This is a genomic window from Type-D symbiont of Plautia stali (genome assembly GCF_001485335.1).
In the GTDB taxonomy this organism is placed as follows: Bacteria; Pseudomonadota; Gammaproteobacteria; order Enterobacterales; family Enterobacteriaceae; genus Pantoea; species Pantoea vagans_C.
The window spans coordinates 1-16,145 of record NZ_BBOC01000099.1 but is presented as its reverse complement, the minus strand read 5'-3'; the positions used below and the strand labels follow the sequence as shown (position 1 = coordinate 16,145).

At 56.5% G+C, this 16,145-nt stretch carries 15 protein-coding genes; 9 read left to right on the top strand and 6 right to left on the bottom strand.

Going from position 1 to position 16,145, the window contains the following annotated elements; translation table 11 throughout:
• The 3 genes from PSSD_RS22625 to PSSD_RS22615 all read right to left on the bottom strand — a co-directional run.
• On the bottom strand, window positions 1-2,071 hold a 2,071-nt coding region (locus PSSD_RS22625; RefSeq protein WP_058973769.1), incomplete at its 3' end, for a virulence factor SrfB.
• A 2-nt stretch (window positions 2,072-2,073) separates the two neighbouring features.
• Complete coding sequence (locus tag PSSD_RS22620) at window positions 2,074-3,429, bottom strand: SrfA family protein (protein ID WP_058973768.1); 1,356 nt, start codon at window positions 3,427-3,429, stop codon at window positions 2,074-2,076.
• 278 nt (window positions 3,430-3,707) lie between these two features.
• Window positions 3,708-4,886 carry a benzoate/H(+) symporter BenE family transporter gene (locus tag PSSD_RS22615; RefSeq protein ID WP_082672346.1) on the bottom strand — a complete coding sequence of 393 codons (1,179 nt, stop codon included), beginning with the start codon at window positions 4,884-4,886 and terminating at the stop codon, window positions 3,708-3,710.
• Window positions 4,887-4,984: 98 nt separating this feature from the next.
• Here PSSD_RS22615 and PSSD_RS22610 point away from each other — a divergent pair, with 98 nt between their 5' ends.
• From PSSD_RS22610 to PSSD_RS22600, 3 genes are all read left to right on the top strand, one after another.
• Window positions 4,985-5,530, top strand: a complete 546-nt coding sequence (locus PSSD_RS22610) for a helix-turn-helix domain-containing protein (RefSeq protein WP_039335685.1) — start codon at window positions 4,985-4,987, stop codon at window positions 5,528-5,530.
• A 212-nt stretch (window positions 5,531-5,742) separates the two neighbouring features.
• On the top strand, window positions 5,743-6,168 hold the full coding sequence (locus tag PSSD_RS22605) for a MarR family winged helix-turn-helix transcriptional regulator (RefSeq protein ID WP_039335687.1): 426 nt from the start codon (window positions 5,743-5,745) through the stop codon (window positions 6,166-6,168).
• Window positions 6,169-6,185: 17 nt separating this feature from the next.
• Entirely contained in the window at window positions 6,186-6,740 is a 555-nt protein-coding gene (locus PSSD_RS22600) for an isochorismatase family protein (RefSeq protein WP_058973767.1), read from the top strand.
• Between the two features lie 66 nt (window positions 6,741-6,806).
• Here the strand turns inward: PSSD_RS22600 and PSSD_RS22595 are convergent, their stop codons facing one another.
• Together PSSD_RS22595 and pqqU are read right to left on the bottom strand one after the other, a co-directional pair.
• Entirely contained in the window at window positions 6,807-7,016 is a 210-nt protein-coding gene (locus PSSD_RS22595; RefSeq protein WP_058973766.1) for a PIN domain-containing protein, read from the bottom strand.
• A gap of 69 nt (window positions 7,017-7,085) precedes the next feature.
• Window positions 7,086-9,197, bottom strand: a complete 2,112-nt coding sequence (pqqU, locus tag PSSD_RS22590; protein ID WP_201023845.1) for a TonB-dependent receptor PqqU — start codon at window positions 9,195-9,197, stop codon at window positions 7,086-7,088.
• Between the two features lie 218 nt (window positions 9,198-9,415).
• On the opposite strand from pqqU, the gene PSSD_RS22585 reads away from it, so the two are divergent.
• Together PSSD_RS22585 and PSSD_RS22580 are read left to right on the top strand one after the other, a co-directional pair.
• Window positions 9,416-10,279 (top strand): NAD(P)-dependent oxidoreductase, encoded by an 864-nt coding sequence (locus PSSD_RS22585; protein ID WP_058973765.1) that lies wholly within the window; start codon window positions 9,416-9,418, stop codon window positions 10,277-10,279.
• 1 nt (window position 10,280) lies between these two features.
• Complete coding sequence (locus PSSD_RS22580; RefSeq protein ID WP_058973764.1) at window positions 10,281-11,063, top strand: AraC family transcriptional regulator; 783 nt, start codon at window positions 10,281-10,283, stop codon at window positions 11,061-11,063.
• On the opposite strand, the gene leuA is transcribed toward PSSD_RS22580, so the two are convergent.
• Window positions 11,014-12,699: a 2-isopropylmalate synthase gene (gene leuA, locus PSSD_RS22575; protein WP_058973763.1), complete on the bottom strand. Its 1,686-nt coding sequence runs from the start codon at window positions 12,697-12,699 to the stop codon at window positions 11,014-11,016. The two genes, PSSD_RS22580 and leuA, sit on opposite strands and share 50 nt — an antisense overlap.
• Window positions 12,700-13,092: 393 nt before the next feature.
• Here leuA and PSSD_RS22565 point away from each other — a divergent pair, with 393 nt between their 5' ends.
• The 4 genes from PSSD_RS22565 to pqqB all read left to right on the top strand — a co-directional run.
• Window positions 13,093-14,040, top strand: coding sequence for an ABC transporter substrate-binding protein (locus PSSD_RS22565; protein ID WP_439654615.1), 948 nt, complete (start codon window positions 13,093-13,095; stop codon window positions 14,038-14,040).
• Window positions 14,041-14,124: 84 nt separating this feature from the next.
• Window positions 14,125-15,144: a dipeptidase gene (locus PSSD_RS22560; protein WP_235589272.1), complete on the top strand. Its 1,020-nt coding sequence runs from the start codon at window positions 14,125-14,127 to the stop codon at window positions 15,142-15,144.
• A 150-nt stretch (window positions 15,145-15,294) separates the two neighbouring features.
• A complete protein-coding gene (pqqA, locus tag PSSD_RS26815) occupies window positions 15,295-15,366 on the top strand; it encodes a pyrroloquinoline quinone precursor peptide PqqA (RefSeq protein ID WP_010617686.1) in 72 nt (23 codons plus the stop codon).
• A gap of 55 nt (window positions 15,367-15,421) precedes the next feature.
• Window positions 15,422-16,145: pyrroloquinoline quinone biosynthesis protein PqqB (pqqB, locus tag PSSD_RS22555; RefSeq protein WP_058973759.1), on the top strand; the 724-nt coding region annotated here is incomplete at its 3' end.

Sequence of the window (16,145 nt, the reverse complement as noted above, 5' to 3'; positions counted from 1 at the left end):
GTTCGCCAAACAGCGCATTGATCTCACTGTGGCTATCCAGCGGGTCCCAGTTTTCGTAGCGCTCCAGTACTGCCTGCGCCAGCGGAATAAACAGCTGCAGAGTGACCTGCTGACGCAACGTGGCTTGCCCGTCCATGCGGCTGTCGTGACCAAACAGTTTGTTCATCAGCGGTTCAGCCAGCGTCAATCCGGCTTTTTGCAGGCTCTGCTGCAGTGCAGGCAGGATCCACAATTGAATGACATCCAACAGGATATCGTCACCCGCGACTTTAAAGCCCTCTCGGAACAGCAGTCGCGGGGTGATTTTGACGTTGTTGCCCTGGCCATCATCGAGGCGATATTGCGTGATCGCCAGGTCGGTGGTGCCGCCGCCAATATCAATCGAAGCGATGCGCAAGCTTTTGCCCGGCAGTTCGTCGGCTTCACGTGGGCGGTCCGGGCGCGCCATGCTGCCAAAGAAATCTTCAGCGCGGCCCGCAAAGTTGACCTGGGTTTCGTTGAACAGCCATACCATCTGACCGCAGGTGGCTTCATCCCATTCCATCTGCACGTCCGGTACGGGGCGCAGACTTTTTGCCTGGTTTTCCGCACTGAAATCTTCTTCGGCTGGATGCCAGCCTTCGGCTTTCCACACCAGCGCGATGGCTTCCTGCATGCGCCGACGGAAAATCTCGCGCTCAGGTTTAGGCATCGCCGACGGTAAGGTCAGGATCACATGACGCAGTTGGCGAGGTGCCTGGCTTTGCGGCATGCGCTGACGCTGTGCCACGCTGTTCATCTGCATCATCGCCTGGGCCAGCAGTTCGCAAAGCATAAAGGTCATCAGCGAACTGCGGCTGTAGCTGGCGGAAAACACCGGCAGGCGCTCATCTTCATCCAGCGCATGCAGCGGCTGGCCTTCATCATTCAACAGTAAGGTGAAAGGCAGCGCGGTGGCCTGCGGCTCGTCACTGCTGCCGTTAGCGTTAAAGCGCCAGCCTGGCTGATAGCGTGCTTCATCCCATAAATAGCGGCGTGGGCTGGATAAACCTGTGCTGCCTTCGGTGCCGGCACGCAACAGTGCAAGGCGGCTGGCCTCGCGTCCAACACGGGTCAGCGAAGGCCACATGAAGGCGTTTTCTCGGCCGCTCTCCAGCGAGAAGTTGGCTTTACCAAAGCGGGTTTCCGCAAATTCCAGGCGGCTGTCGAACAGTTCGTTGTACACCTGATGCGGTTCGGAGAGATCGCGCAGTTGCAGCTCGTAAGTTTGACGCAGGCCGCTGCTCTCTTCGGCATGATCTTCTACCAAAATACCGCAGGTGTGTGAGTTGCCGACATCCAGAATGATATCGACGTTGACGGCCGGCGTTTGCAGCGACGCAGCCTGGATGTAGATCTCCGCGAGGTCGAGTTGCTCGCCCAGCAGCTCCAGCAAGTTGAGATAGTGTGCCTGATACTCAAATTCACGCAGCGCCTGGTTGAGTTCCTGCTCTCGACGGGATTCCAGCGCATTAACCTGTTGGGCAAAGGTTTCACGTAGCCAGCCATCAACCCAGGTGTGATCGAGAAATTCACCCAGCTCATAATTGTGCCAGGCCAGCGCGAAGCTGACGCCGTTCTGGGCATCGGCTTTGCTTAGACCGTGCTGCTCGCCACCGTCTTGTTCCGGCACGATACGGGTATCGAAGGCCAGCGTAATGCGATGGGTGTTACCGGCCGCATCGGGCTGGCTCAGCGGGGCCAGGTGCAGGCGTGCCCAGTTATCCGGGCCGCCGATAAAACGGCGTCCGCTGGTGCAACGCAGCACTGGCAGCGGCAGCCACTGGTGAGCTAACAACTTTAACGAATCGGCCAGCGCAATATCTGACTCAGGGCGAACCACTTCCGCCGCGCTACCATCTTCCGGATAGAGCAGAAATTTTCCGCTGTTGCCGTCAACGTTGAGCCGCAGCAGCGGGCCATTGGCGGTCTGTCTTACAAACTGGCGACGGGCCTGCAAAGCAGGCAGACGCAGGCCAAAATCGAGAAACTGCACACCGCTATCTTCAATCAGCGTGATTTTTTGTTTGTCATCGATGAGGGGAGCCAACATGGTTACTTACTCTCACGCTTAATCGTCAACGGGAAGACCTGATCTGCGCCGTATTGCGCAGTACAGCTGGCAATGCCGTCACCGGCTTTACACACCAGTTCTGGCATGCGGTAACGCGACTTATCGCTGCAGCTGGCAGTATAGCGGCTGCGTACCACCATGGTTCCGGCGGTGGTCATGGCGGCAGTGACATCGGCTTTACAGCGGATGTTATCGCCTTGAGAAATGGTGGCGACGCCTTTGCCATTGCGCAGCTGATAACGCAGGCTCGGCGGTTTACCGGTGGGTAAGTTGGTTTGACGCAGGGTCACGCGCCAGGTGCCATTGATGAACTTCACCGATCCGACGCGCGCATCTTCGGTGGTCATCACCAGATCATCGGCTTTGGCCGGCTCGGTATGTTCAGCCACCACTTCCAGCGGTGCCGGTGGGGCAATTGGCTCAGGTGCTGCAGTCACGGAGGCGCTCTTCTGCGGCAGTGTGGACGCCAGTTTCTCGGCTTTTACGACCACCGCTGGCGGTGTGAATACGGGCGCCGGGATATCGGCAACCGCTGTTTCAGGCGCAGCCTGCGGAGTAGAACTATGGAGCCAGAAAGCCACGCCTGCAGCAGCAGCTACAGCCACCGGCAACATAAAGGCGACAGGACGCCATACTGAAGGGCGACGTGCTGGGGCGGGTACAGGTTCAGGTACCGGTTCCGGTTCTGTCCGTTCGACTTCCGGCACGGTTTCGATCAATTCAGGTGTTGGCTCGGCAACAGGGGCCGCTGCAACCGGCGGGATCTCAATCAGCGGGGCAATCACTGGCGCGACAACCACGGGGGCCACGATGGCAGCCGGTGGCTCAGGAAGCAGTGGTGGTAACGCCTCTTCCAGGCTGTCACGCAGGCAGGCGAGTGCATCATCTCGTGAGCGAGCCTGAGGATCGACAAAACCCCAGAAGGTGATCACGGGTTTGCCGTCGACCAGATAGACGTACTGCTGGTCGGGAAACTGGAGTGTTTTGCTCAGTAGGGCACCGAACAGCCGCATGGCGGGATTTTCGGCATCACGCGCGCGCAGGCTGGCGGCCAGTAAATCCTGTTGGTTGAGCGTCAACAGCTCCAGCGCTTTTTGTCGCTCATGATCGCTGGCAGCCAGCCAGGATTTTACTTTGCCGTTAAACGGTGCATACCAGTCGAGGCGGTCACCGCGTTCATTGGCTTGCGGAATGGCGAGGCAGTTAGCCAGTGTTGTCTGGCGGCGCAGACGCAGCGTTTCGCGGATTTGCAGGGCAGAAGCCCAGACCGGCTGGCCGTTTTCACCCAGTGCCAGAACCGTATCCAGATTGCCGCTGCGCAGAAAAGTTTTTGCCACTCGTTGGGCCCTTATCGGTGGTTGTCTGAGGCAGAACACCATATGTATTTGGCGATATACCCAAAATAATTCGAGTTTCAGGAAGGCGGCAAGTGTATGAATCCTCAGGAGCTTACTGGAGTAAGTGACTGAGGTGAATACACGTAGCCAACGCACCTGCAACTTGAAGTATGAAGGGTATCGTAGTGATCTTAAGCCAAATGCAGGAGAATCAAACGGCTAATAAAGGGGGAAAAACAGGGCGTTTTTCCCCGCTGCAGGGTGGAGTTGCTGAAAATTTAAGCGCGAGTGCGTTGGCTAAGGACTAAATGAGTGATCAAACCGCCAACCAATCCCCAGAAAGCAGAACCGATACCTAACAATGAAATACCACTGGCAGTGATGAGAAACGCCACAATAGCGCTGTCTCGGTGCTCAGGCTCCGACAGCGCACGTTGCAGGCTGCCTGACAGCGTGGCGAGCAGCGCCAGCCCCGCCAGAGTGGCGATCAGCACAGTGGGCAGGGCACTTAACAGGATGGCAATCAGCGCGCCGGTCAGTCCGGTGAGTAGATAGAAGACACCCGCAATGGCCGAAGCCATCCAGCGACGCCTGGGATCGGCGTCCACATCCTCACCCATGCAAATCGCGGCGGTGATGGCAGCGATACACACGGAAAATCCGCCAAAGGGGGACAGGATCAGCGCAATAAATCCGGTCCAGCCGGTTAATGCAGAGACCGGCGGCTGATAACCGTGCGCCTGCAAGGTGGCAATACCGGGGGCATTTTGCGATGCCATGGTCACCAGAAAATAGGGTAATCCCACTCCAATCAAGGCCGCCAGATTGAAGTGCGGCATGACAAATTCCGGCACGCTGAGCGTGAGAGCGTGCGCGGGAAAATGAATCGCCTGCTGACCTAGCGCCACCAGCACACCCGCGATCAACGCGAGAATAATAGCGTAACGTGGCAGCCAACGACGACTTATCAGCCAGACCAGACACATGCTGCCACACAGGGCAAAGTTACTCTGTAGTCCGCTAAAGGTCCCCATGCCAAAACGCAGTAAAATGCCTGCCAACATCGCTGCAGCCAGTGACTGGGGGATGTGGTTCATCAGGCGCGCGAACAATCCGGTGACGCCACTGAGCACGATCAGGGCATTGGTGGCGACGAATACGCCAACCACTTCATTGAGTGTTAACCCCTGCACACTGGTGGCCAGTAAGGCTGCGCCCGGCGTAGACCAGGCGGCCAGAATCGGCATGCGCGTCCAGACGGATAAACCAAAAGAGGCTAACCCCATGCCCACGCCTAACATCGACAGCCAGCCGCCAATTTGCGCGGGCGATGCACCCGCCGCTTGTGCCGCCTGAAATATCAATGCCGCGCTACTGCTGTAGCCCACCAGTACGGCTATAAACCCGGAAATCAGCATCGGGAAGGAGAAAGCACTGCGCGAAGTGGCAGTCATCATGGGTTATTTTCCTGCTTGTGCGTTATAGCGCACACTATTGCACGAGTGTGTTATAACGCACAAGTGGTACACTGCGCGCGAATTTGTCAGGAGTGAACATGGAAAATCTTCATCAACATTTAAGTCAGGCGCTGAAACAGTTGCGCCAGGCCAACGGCTGGAGCCTGACGCTGGCAGCCGATCACACCGGCGTCAGCAAGGCGATGCTCGGTCAGATCGAGCGTGGTGAGTCGAGTCCCACGGTGGCAACGCTGTGGAAAATTGCCACCGGCTTTAATGTGCCTTTTTCTTTCTTTGTTCAGGGCAGCGATCAGGCGCCCGGTGTCACCGCAACCTTTCAGCAACCCAACGCGCAAATGCAGGTTAAACCGCTGCTGCCTTATGACGCTAAGTTGCGCTTTGATCTGCTCGAAGTGACTCTGGCAGGCGGCGCGCAAAGTGATTCTTCAGCCCATGAAATCGGTGTGATTGAGCAAGTGGTGGTGCTGGAAGGGGAGCTGCTATTGAATGTCGAAGGCACCTGGCGACGGTTGCAAGCGGGTGAAGCCAGTCAGTTCGCGGCGGATACCCCACACAGTTACCGCAATCCGCTCAGCACACCCCTGCGTTTTCACAGTTTGATCCATTACTTGCAGCGGGTTTAAACCGAAGGGTTTGGCTTATTCGTATCACTCGCATCCTGAAGCGGCGCGATTTATCGCGCGAATTTAAGCAGTATCGTTGCTTCAGGACGCGCGATAAATCGCGCCGCTACGGCCAATCACCATGGCAACAATTACAAATTGATACGAAGGTAAACTACACAGTTTGCCTTCGTATTTATATACTCGCGCTTCATCAGTAAGGAGAGGGTGCCATGAGCGACCTGAATAGCGCGGCTGCGGCCTTGCGCAGCATCAATGGCAAGCTGGCACGGCGCTTGCGAGAGTCAGCGCCACCCGCTGATCTCACCTGGTCACAAGTGTCGGTACTGGGATTCCTGGTACGAGACGGCGCGATGACGGTGACCGAGTTAGCGGCGCAGGAGGGGGTTCGCAGTCAGTCGATGGGCGCGACCGTGGCCAGTTTGCAGGCGCAGGGCTTAATTCAGGGGGAGGCCGATCCGCATGATGGCCGTAAAACCCGCTATCATCCCACTGAAAGCTGCCTGCAATTGATCGCCGCTAATCGTGCGCAACGTGATGACTGGTTACTGCGGAATATGGCGACCTCACTCACGCCAGCCGAGCAGAAGACATTACTCGCGGCCATCCCCTTACTGCAACGTATTGCCGACCAATAATCCTGAGAGGAATCAACATGGCTTTAACCACGTTAGATGCAAAAACCGCCCTGATTGTGATTGACCTGCAGCACGGGATTGTCCGTCTCCCTGTCGCGCCTTTGGCTGCAGACGTTGTTGTTGAGCGCTGCGCACAGTTGGTTGACGCGTTCCACGCAAAAGATCTGCCGGTTGTGAAAGTGAATGTGGCAGGTGGCGCACCAGGCCGTAACGAGCAGGCACGCCACAGCGGTGAGTTGCCAGCAGACTGGGCAGTGCTGGTGCCAGAAATGACGCTGAAAGCGGGTGAAATCGCGGCGACCAAAACCACCTGGGGCGGCTTCCACAACACCGACTTACATGCACAACTGCAACAGCGCGGTGTGACTCAAGTGGTAATATGCGGTATCGCGACCTCGATTGGAGTGGAATCCACGGCACGTCAGGCGTATGAGTTAGGTTACAACGTCACGTTGGCAACTGATGCCATGACCTGCCTGAATGCCGAAACGCATAAAAACAGCATTGAGCGTATTTTCCCGCGCTTGGGTGAGACCGGCTCAACCGCTGATGTGCTGGCGCTGCTGAAGTAATCGCGAGTTAAGCTTTATGCTGGTGTGCCTTGGGGTGGCCTCAGCATAATTTATAAAGGACGTAGGTTATTCTTCGTCCCATGGATTCAGCAACACCACGCCTGAACCTTCAAAGTCTCTGGCATTGCGCGTAACCAAAATCAGATCATGTTCAAGCGCAGTCGCCGCGATAAGGGCATCTGTATGGGGGCGTGCATCGGGGACGTGTAATTGCGCACAGCGCCGAGCCACGTTGCTGTCAATGGCAAGCGTACGCCATGCGAATTCGATTAACACTCTTGAGCAAAAAATGCCCTGCAATCCAGACACGTCCTGCAGGGCATTTCACATTCTAAAGCGGGTTATTTACTGAAACGCATAACTCACCGTCAAACCTACGCTATAGTTACGGCCCGGTGCCGGTTCGTAGTAACGGCCGTTGCTTTCGTTGACGATCACGGAGCCGACATAGTTGCGGTCAAACAGATTATCAACACGTCCAAACAGATCCAGCGTCCAGTTCTGCACCAGCCACTTATAACCTGAATTCACGCCCACCACGGTGTAAGCCGGGGCTTTAACGTCGTTTTCGTCATCCGCGGCGATATCACTCATATAGCGCACATCGCCACCGGCATACCAGCCTTGTTCCGGCGCGTATGCCAGTCCGGCATAGGCCATGTTGCGCGCAATGCCCGGAATACGGTTACCATCGCAGCTGTCAGTGCCACAAGCGTTCGAGCGATAACGGGCGTCGAGCAGCGTCCAGGCCGCCTTGAACTGCCAGTTCTCACCGAATTGCTGGTCGAGGCCCAGTTCCAGTCCGCGACGGCGCGTTTCGCCGGCGTTTTTATAACTGGTGCGGCCTTCATAGCTGCTGTCGGAGACGATCTCGTTTTGGGTATCGGTCTGGAACAGTGCTGCCGTAATCAGGCCATTGCCAATGCGTTTCTTGGTGCCGAGTTCAACGGTATCGCTGGTGGCAGGTTTCAGGTTCATATTGAGACCGGTCTGCGCGGCTGATCGGTACGACAGCTCATTCAATGTTGGCGTTTCGAAGCCACGACCGGCAGAAACATAGGCATTCCAGCTGTTATCAATCGCATATTTCAGTGACGCGGCAGGCAGCCAGCGATGATAGCGACGATTGCCGCTGTCATCCGGATCGGTGGCGGTAACGTAATAGTCATTAGAGTCGAAATTGACGGTACTCAAACGCACGCCCGCATCCAGTGACCACTTATCCGTGAACTGCCACGCCGTTTGCAGGTAAGGGTCCAGATTCCACATCAGGTTACGCTCGTTGCGACGCATATCGCCTTGAACACCCAGGTCATTACCGACAAAGTTTTGATAGCCTTTGCGTTTTTCGGTCATGGTTTCATAGTCCAGCCCGCCCGTGACCGTCACGGGAAGGGTGAACAGGGTATCGCGGTGTGTCCAGCGGGTATCAATGCCCTGATAGTGGCGTGACAGCGAAATCACACCGCCAGGATAGCCTGCCTGAAGCTGAGTGGCGCGTGGAATAGATTGATACTGCGTGGTTTCACGTTCACCGGCATACAGCATGACGCTGAGGTCGTCGTTTTCACTCATCTGGCGCTGATAGTGCAGGCCAGCCTGGGTTTGATCGACGGTCTTACGGGCATTGTACAGCGTGACGTTGCTGGCTACCTGGCGTGGGTTATCTTTCCACTGTGCTTCGGTCAATCCACCAGGATCTTGTGCATCCACATGCACGCTGTTAAACAGCAGCGTCAGCGTGCTGACGTCATCAATGCGCACACCCAGCTTGGCATTGCCCAGGTTCTTCTGTGCCGAACTGTGATCGCGGTAGCCGTGAGTGGTGAAACGCGAGGCAGAAACGGTGTAATTTACGTCCCCCGCCTGCGTACCGTCACCGGTTGCGCCGCTGGCTTTAACACTGTTGCGCCAACTGCCGTAACTGCCGAACCAGGAGCTGGCTTCCAGCGTAGTGGGTTGCTGACCGGTCTGGGTTTCGACGTTGATTACGCCACCCGATGAGTTACCGTACAGCGCTGAAAATGGACCGCGCAACACCTCGATATGATCGATGGAACCAATATCGATATTGGAGGTTTGCCCTTGTCCATCAGGCATGGTAGCGGGAATACCATCCACGTACATGCGGATGCCGCGCAGGCCGAAAGTTGAACGCGATCCAAAGCCACGCACCGAAATTTGCAGATCCTGCGCATAGTTCTGACGGTTTTGAATCTGTAACCCGGGCACGCTGGTGAGGTTTTCGGAAAGGTTGACGCGCGGTGCGGCGTGACGCATGTCGTCACCTGACACCACGCTGACGGCGGCTGGTGTATCTAATTCTGACAACCCGGAACCCGCAGGCGCGGCGCTCACCACCATGGTATTGCTGGCATTATCCGCGGCCATCAGTTGCAGGGGGAATAATGCAGGCAGCATCAGCAACGGTGCCTGTCGCAGTAAAGCAATTTTCATTATGAAAGACCGTAAAGAAGGTGTGGAATGAACCAAACGGAACATTAATCGCGCATATGTTAATAGTTTTTTCACTTTTTTCAAAAGCGTTAATATTATGACTGATTATTGCCTGCGGTTGCGTGAAAAAATGTGGGTGGTCGCATCTCTCGCCTGGCTGTGTATGGGATTTTCTGTCAGTCTGGCGGTTTTGTCTGAAAGCATATAAAGGAGTCACTATGAGTCAGCAACCGGTTGTGGCGGTATTGGGATTAGGCGCAATGGGGCATGCATTTGCTGCCAACTTACTGAAAAAAGGGTTCGTGGTGCATGGCTGGAACCGTACGCGTGCCAAAGGCGAAGATTTACTGAGCGCCGGACTGCAACTCAGTGACAGCGCGGCGCAGGCGGTGCAGGGTGCTGACGTGGTGATTGCCATGCTGTCAGACGGTGACACCACGCGTCAGGCGCTGCGTGAGGCCGCGAGCGCACTGAAGCAGGGCGCAACGGTATGCCAGATGGGCACCATTGGGGTCGAAGCCACAGATGGGTTGATCGCCGATCTGCAACAGGTGCGCCCGGACGTGCTGTTAATTGATGCACCCGTTTCAGGCACCAAAGCACCTGCAGAAAATGCCCAGATTCTGGTGATGGCCAGCGGTGATCAAAGCAAAGCGCAGGCCGCAGAACAGGTGTTTGCCGCGATTGGCAAAGGAACACAGTGGCTGGGTGAAGCCGGTGCCAGTTCGCGTATGAAGTTGGTGGTCAACAGTTGGTTGATCGGTCTGATGCAAAGCCTGGCGGAGAGTACGCGACTGGCGGAGCAGTTTGGTTTCAGCACCGACGATCTGTGGAAGGTGTTGGATGGCGGCCCGTTGGCGGCACCGTACGCCAAAATGAAGCTGGGTATGATCGCCAGCGGTGATTACACGCCGCAGATGCATCTGGTCTGGGCATTGAAGGATGCCAAACTGGCGCTGGATGCGGCCGGTGACAGCAAACTGCCGGCACTGGAGAACATTGTGGATGTCTGGCAGCAAGCGGTGGACGCCGGATATGGTGAGCAGGATCTGGCGGCGGTTTACCAGTTTCTGAAACTCTGAGATGAGTATACGGCTCAACTTCGATTTTAGTCATCGGCCAGTGGTGCCTTATGCGCACGATTATGCGCATGGTGACGAGGAGCCGTGGCACCATCATGACTGTGCACAGCTGATCCACACCTTAAGCGGTGTGGTCAAAGTGGAGACCCGGCACGGCAGCTGGGTTGTGCCGCCAAGTAGAGGCGTTTGGTTGCCCGCAGGCACACGCCATGCGCTGTCTATTGTGGGCACGGTGGCGGCTCGCACGCTGTTTGTCGATCCGCTGGCGCGCGCTGATTTGCCCGCCAGTTGTCAGGTGGTGCAGATTTCGCCGTTGCTGCGTGAGTTGATTGTCAGCGCACTGACGTTGCCAGAGCAGTACGGTTCTGGCAGTCGCACCGAGCGCATTTACGAACTGATGCTGGACGAAATCCGCGTGATGGATGTGCTGCCGTTTGGTCTGGCGTGGCCAGAGAGCGATCGATTGCGCGCGCTCTGCCAGCAGATACAGCAGTCACCCGGTGAAAACTGGACGCTGGCGCGAGCGGCCAGCGAACTCTGTGTGGCTGAACGCACTCTGGCACGCCACTTTAACCGCGAAACCGGTCTGCAGTTTAGCGATTGGGTGCGCCGTGCACGTTTGAGTGTGGCATTAGCCCGCCTGGCGCAGGGCGAGACGGTGCTGACGGTGGCGCTCGATCTTGGCTACGAGAGCCCGAGCGCCTTCAGTGCGATGTTTCGACGGGTGCTGGGCGTTACGCCAGCGAATTACTTTCCTGCGGCAGAAAAGCATGGGCCGCGTTAAGCAGTGCCTGCAACGACGCGCGCGCCACATCGTTATCAATCCCTACTCCCCAGGCGCGTTCACCACGCGCATTCAGACAGCTGATATAGGTGACTGAACGGCTGTCACTGCGTTTCCCCAGCGTATGTTCATGATAATCCTCGATAGTGATAGCGAGATCATAACGCTGGCGCAGCGCGGCTACGGCGGCTGACAGCAATCCGTTACCTTTCCCTTCCAGCGTCACCGGCTGCGCGCCGTCTTGCACGCGGGCTTTAAAACGCGTCTCGCCTTTTTCATCACTGTGGCTTTCCGCTTCCAGCAAGCGACGCGAGGGTTGCGTTAAACCGTAGTGCTGACAGAAGAGTTGCCACAGGGCGTGGTGGGTCATCTCCTGGCCATGGCCATCGGTTTGTTGCTGTACGATGCGGCTGAAATCCTGCTGCAATCCGCGCGGTAACTGCAGGCCGTGATTCTGCTCCAGCAACCAGGCTGCGCCCCCTTTGCCGGACTGGCTGTTTACGCGAATCACCGCTTCATAGCTGCAACCGATATCGAGCGGATCTAGCGGCAGGTAGGGCATTTGCCAGATCGCTTCCTGACGTTCGCTGCGCTCGGCAAACCCTTTGCGGATGGCATCCTGATGCGAGCCGGAGAAGGCAGTGAAGACTAATTCACCGGCATAAGGATGACGCGGATGAACCGGCAGTTGGTTGCAGCGTGTCACCACTTCCAGCACTTGTTGGATGTCGCTGAAATCGAGTTCAGGCGCCACGCCTTGCGTATATAAATTGAGTGCCAGCGTGACGATATCGACATTGCCGGTACGTTCACCGTTACCAAACAGGCAGCCTTCAACGCGATCGGCCCCGGCCAGGATGGCCAGTTCAGCGCAGGCTACGCCGGTGCCACGATCGTTATGCGGATGGACGCAAATCGCCACCTGCGCTCGCTGGCTGAAGTGGCGGCAGAAATACTCAATCTGGTCGGCATAGACGTTCGGGGTGTTCACTTCAACCGTGGCGGGCAGGTTGATGATCATCGGGCGTTCAGGGCCAGGTTGCCAGATCGCGGCAACGGCCTCACAAATTTCCAGCGCGAAGTCGGGTTCGGTAAAGCAGAAGGTTTCAGGTGAATACTGGAATGTCCAGGCGGTATCCATTTGTGCTTCACAGCGGGCACGAATTTGGCGCGCACCGGCACAGGCCAGTTCAACGATTTCCGCTTTGCTCTGGCGGAATACGCGCTCACGGAACAGTGGCGCAGTGGCGTTATACATGTGGATGATGGCCTGTGGCGCACCGCGCAGGGCGTCAAAGGTACGATCGATCAAATCGCTGCGTGCCTGGGTGAGTACCTGAATGGCCACGTCGGACGGGATATGATTCTGCTCGATCAGCAAACGGACAAAATCGAAGTCGGTTTGCGATGCGGCGGGAAACGCCACTTCGATTTCCTTAAAACCGCAGCGCAGTAACAGTTGCCAAAACTCCAGCTTGCGCGCGCTGTCCATCGGTGTCGCCAGCGCCTGGTTGCCATCACGCAGGTCGGTTGAGAGCCAGCGTGGCGCCTGCGTTAACTGGCGCGAGGGCCACTGACGGTCGGGCAAGTCAATCACCGGGTAGGGGCGGTATTTTTCAGCAGGTTGGTTCAGCATGAGGTTCTCCTTATGGGTCTGTGATCAGTCTGGACCACTCCGCCGCACTCTGCTCACGCATAACTGACAACACTGGCTGCATAACTGACAATTTATCAGGTTTGGCTGGGGTTGCTGTGGGTTTCGTGCTCGGCCCCATAAAGGCCAGCCCGATCGCAAAGAAATCACGCATCCATGCAGATCGGCCGCCGCTCCCGGCGGCGGACGCTTTGCTCCTCGGACTGGCCTTTATGGAGCTTTAAGCATGATCTTTGCTGTTGTTCGTGATGGCATCGGTATTCTCTCCGCCCGTTGCGGGCTCGGCGTGCCAAAGCTTATGCGCCAGGCGGCATTCCTCAGATGAAATCAGCATCTCGGCTTGCTTCGCGGCAGGGTAGTCTGGGGTTTTGCGCGATAAGAGAAAACACAATGAAAAGAGCAGCTTTAGCCATTTTTATCATGCTTGCCAGTGGGGCGGTCAGTGCGGAAACCGTTACGCTGCGTATCGCTGACCAGAAGGGAAATATGCACGCCGAGATGGAAGCGGCGCAGCAGTTAAACAATCTCAGCTATAAAATCGAATGGGCAGAGTTTCCGGCGGCGGCACCGCTGGCGGAGGCGTTAAATGCTGGTGCGGTGGATGCCGGTATTATTGGCGATGCGCCATTGCTTTTCTCTCTTGCGGCGGGTTCACAGGTGAAAGCCGTGGCGGTGAGCAAATCGGTGCCTGAAGGTTTGGCGGTGCTGGTCAGTCCTGATTCACCGATTAAAACCGTGGCGGATTTGAAAGGGAAAAATATCGCCACCGGTCGTGGATCGATTGGCCACTTCGAGGCGTTAAAAGCGCTGGAAAAAGCGGGTATCAGTGACAAAGACGTTAAATGGCGCTTCCTGACACCGGCCGATGCGCGTATTGCCTTGGCCAACGGTTCAGTGGATGCATGGTCAACCTGGGATCCTTACACGGCGCTGGCGGAAGTAACCCATACCGGGCGTGTGCTGATTAACGGCGTGGGGCTTTCCAGTGGCAACAGCTTCCTCGCGGCCACCGATGCGGCGATCAATGATGCCGGAAAACGGGCCGCCCTACAGGATTACGTCAATCGACTGGCGGCGGCGGATCGTTGGGCGAACAGCCATGTCGATGAATACTCCACCACGCTGGCGAAAATCATCGGTTTTCCAAAAGAGGCTGCGGCAAAATCCTTCTCACGGCGCCAGTCGCATTGGCAAAGCATTGATGACGCCACCATTGCCCAGCAGCAGGAGACGGCTGATTTTTACCAGAAATATGGATTGATTCAGCAACACCTCGACGTCAAACCGACATTTTATCATGGCTTAACCGTTGCACAGAAGTAACCCTTTGTGCCCCAACGTTTGGCTAAACTCCATGGGCCGGGTAGCATAGCGCCCATATTGCCTTCACCTTTATCACCTATGTTAATCAAAACCTTCGATGGTCATAACGACCTGCTGCTTAACCTGTGGTTACATCATCGCGATGCGCCTGCTGACGCCTTCTTCTCGGGGATTGAGAAAGGGCACCTTGATTTCCCTCGTATGCAGCAGGGCGGTTTTGCTGGTGGGTTGTTTGCGATGTTTGTCCCGCCGCAACGTTACATCAATGAAGTGGCACCTGAACGTGCGCAGGAGCAGTGGCAACCGCTGGAGATCCTCTGGCAGCAACTGGATATCCTGAAAGCGCTGGTGGCGGAATCGGCGGGGCGCGCACGACTGTGCCTGACGGCCAATGACATCGCCGCTTGTCGCCGTGATGGCGTGCTGGCGATGGTGGCGCATATTGAAGGTGCCGATGGATTCGATGCTGATGGCAAGGCGCTGGCCGAGTTTTATCAGGCGGGCGTGCGCAGTATTGGCCCTTTTTGGAACTTACCGAATCTGTTTGGCGAAGGGGTGAACGGTTCATTTTCTCACTCTCCGGATACCGGGCCGGGCCTGACGCGCGCCGGTGAGCAGCTGATTGCTGCGGCCAATCGTCATCGCATGATGATCGACGTATCGCATATGAATGAAAAAGCGTTCTGGGACACCGCGCGCCTGTCGAACGCGCCGCTGGTGGCCAGCCATTCCAATGCCCACGCACTCTGCGCGCAGCCGCGCAATCTCACTGATGATCAACTGCGGGCGATTCGTGACAGTGGCGGTGTAGTAGGTGTGAATTTTGGTAACGCTTTCTTACGCGCCGATGGTCAGCGCACCAGCGACACGCCATTGATCGAAATTGGTAAACATCTGGAACATTTAATTGAAATAATGGGGCCAGAAAACGTAGCATTTGGTTCAGATTTCGATGGCATCAGTGTGCCGGACGCCTTAAAAGATGTTTCTGGGCTGCCGCGCCTGCATGCGCTGCTGGCATCGCTCGGCTATGATCAAGCAGTGATCGAGCAGGTTGCCTGGGGTAATTGGCAGCGCGTCCTGCAACAGATTTGGCAGGATTAACACAATTCCCTTACCTAATCAGGGTTGATATGCCTGCTACATTGGCGCAACATCAGCCCGCGTCGTGCATTGTGGCCCGAAAATTGTGTTTCTGGCGCAAGCATTTCCAGCAGAGCCTGCTCTGCGTTATTTGTTTAGAGGAAGAAAATTATGTGGAAGAAACCTGAATTTGTTGACCTGCGTCTGGGCCTGGAAGTGACTCTGTACATCTCCAACCGCTAAGACTTTCTGCCCGCCGTCCGCGCGGGCATTTTATTTTTCTTTTTGGTCATCTCACATGTTTATTAAAGTGCTTGGTTCAGCGGCAGGTGGCGGCTTTCCGCAGTGGAACTGTAACTGCGCCAATTGCAGCGGCCTGCGTAACGGCACCCTTCAGGCTCAGGCGCGGACGCAATCTTCGATCATTGTCAGTGACAACGGTGAAGATTGGGTGCTGTGTAACGCCTCGCCGGATATCAGCCAGCAGATTGCCCACACGCCAGAACTGATCAAAAAAGGTGTGCTACGCGGTACCGCCATCGGCAGTATTATCCTGACCGATAGCCAGATTGATCACACCACCGGGTTACTCAGCCTGCGTGAAGGCTGCCCACATCAGGTGTGGTGTACGCCCGAGGTCCATGCTGACCTCACCAGTGGCTTCCCCATTTTCACCATGTTGCAGCACTGGAATGGCGGGCTGCAGCATCACGCGTTAACGCCGCTGGAACCCTTCCGGGTCGATGTGTGCGGCGATCTGCAGTTCACGGCTATTCCGATTCTCAGCAATGCGCCACCGTATTCTCCCTACCGCGATCGCCCTCTGCCAGGCCATAACGTGGCGTTGTTTATTGAGAACACCGCCAACCGACAGACGCTGTTGTACGCGCCGGGCCTGGGCGAGCCGGATGCCGTGATCATGCCTTGGTTGCAAAAAGCGGATTGTCTGCTGATTGATGGCACCGTCTGGCAAGACGATGAACTGCTGGCAACCGGCGTCGGTAAAAATCCGGCAAAGCCAT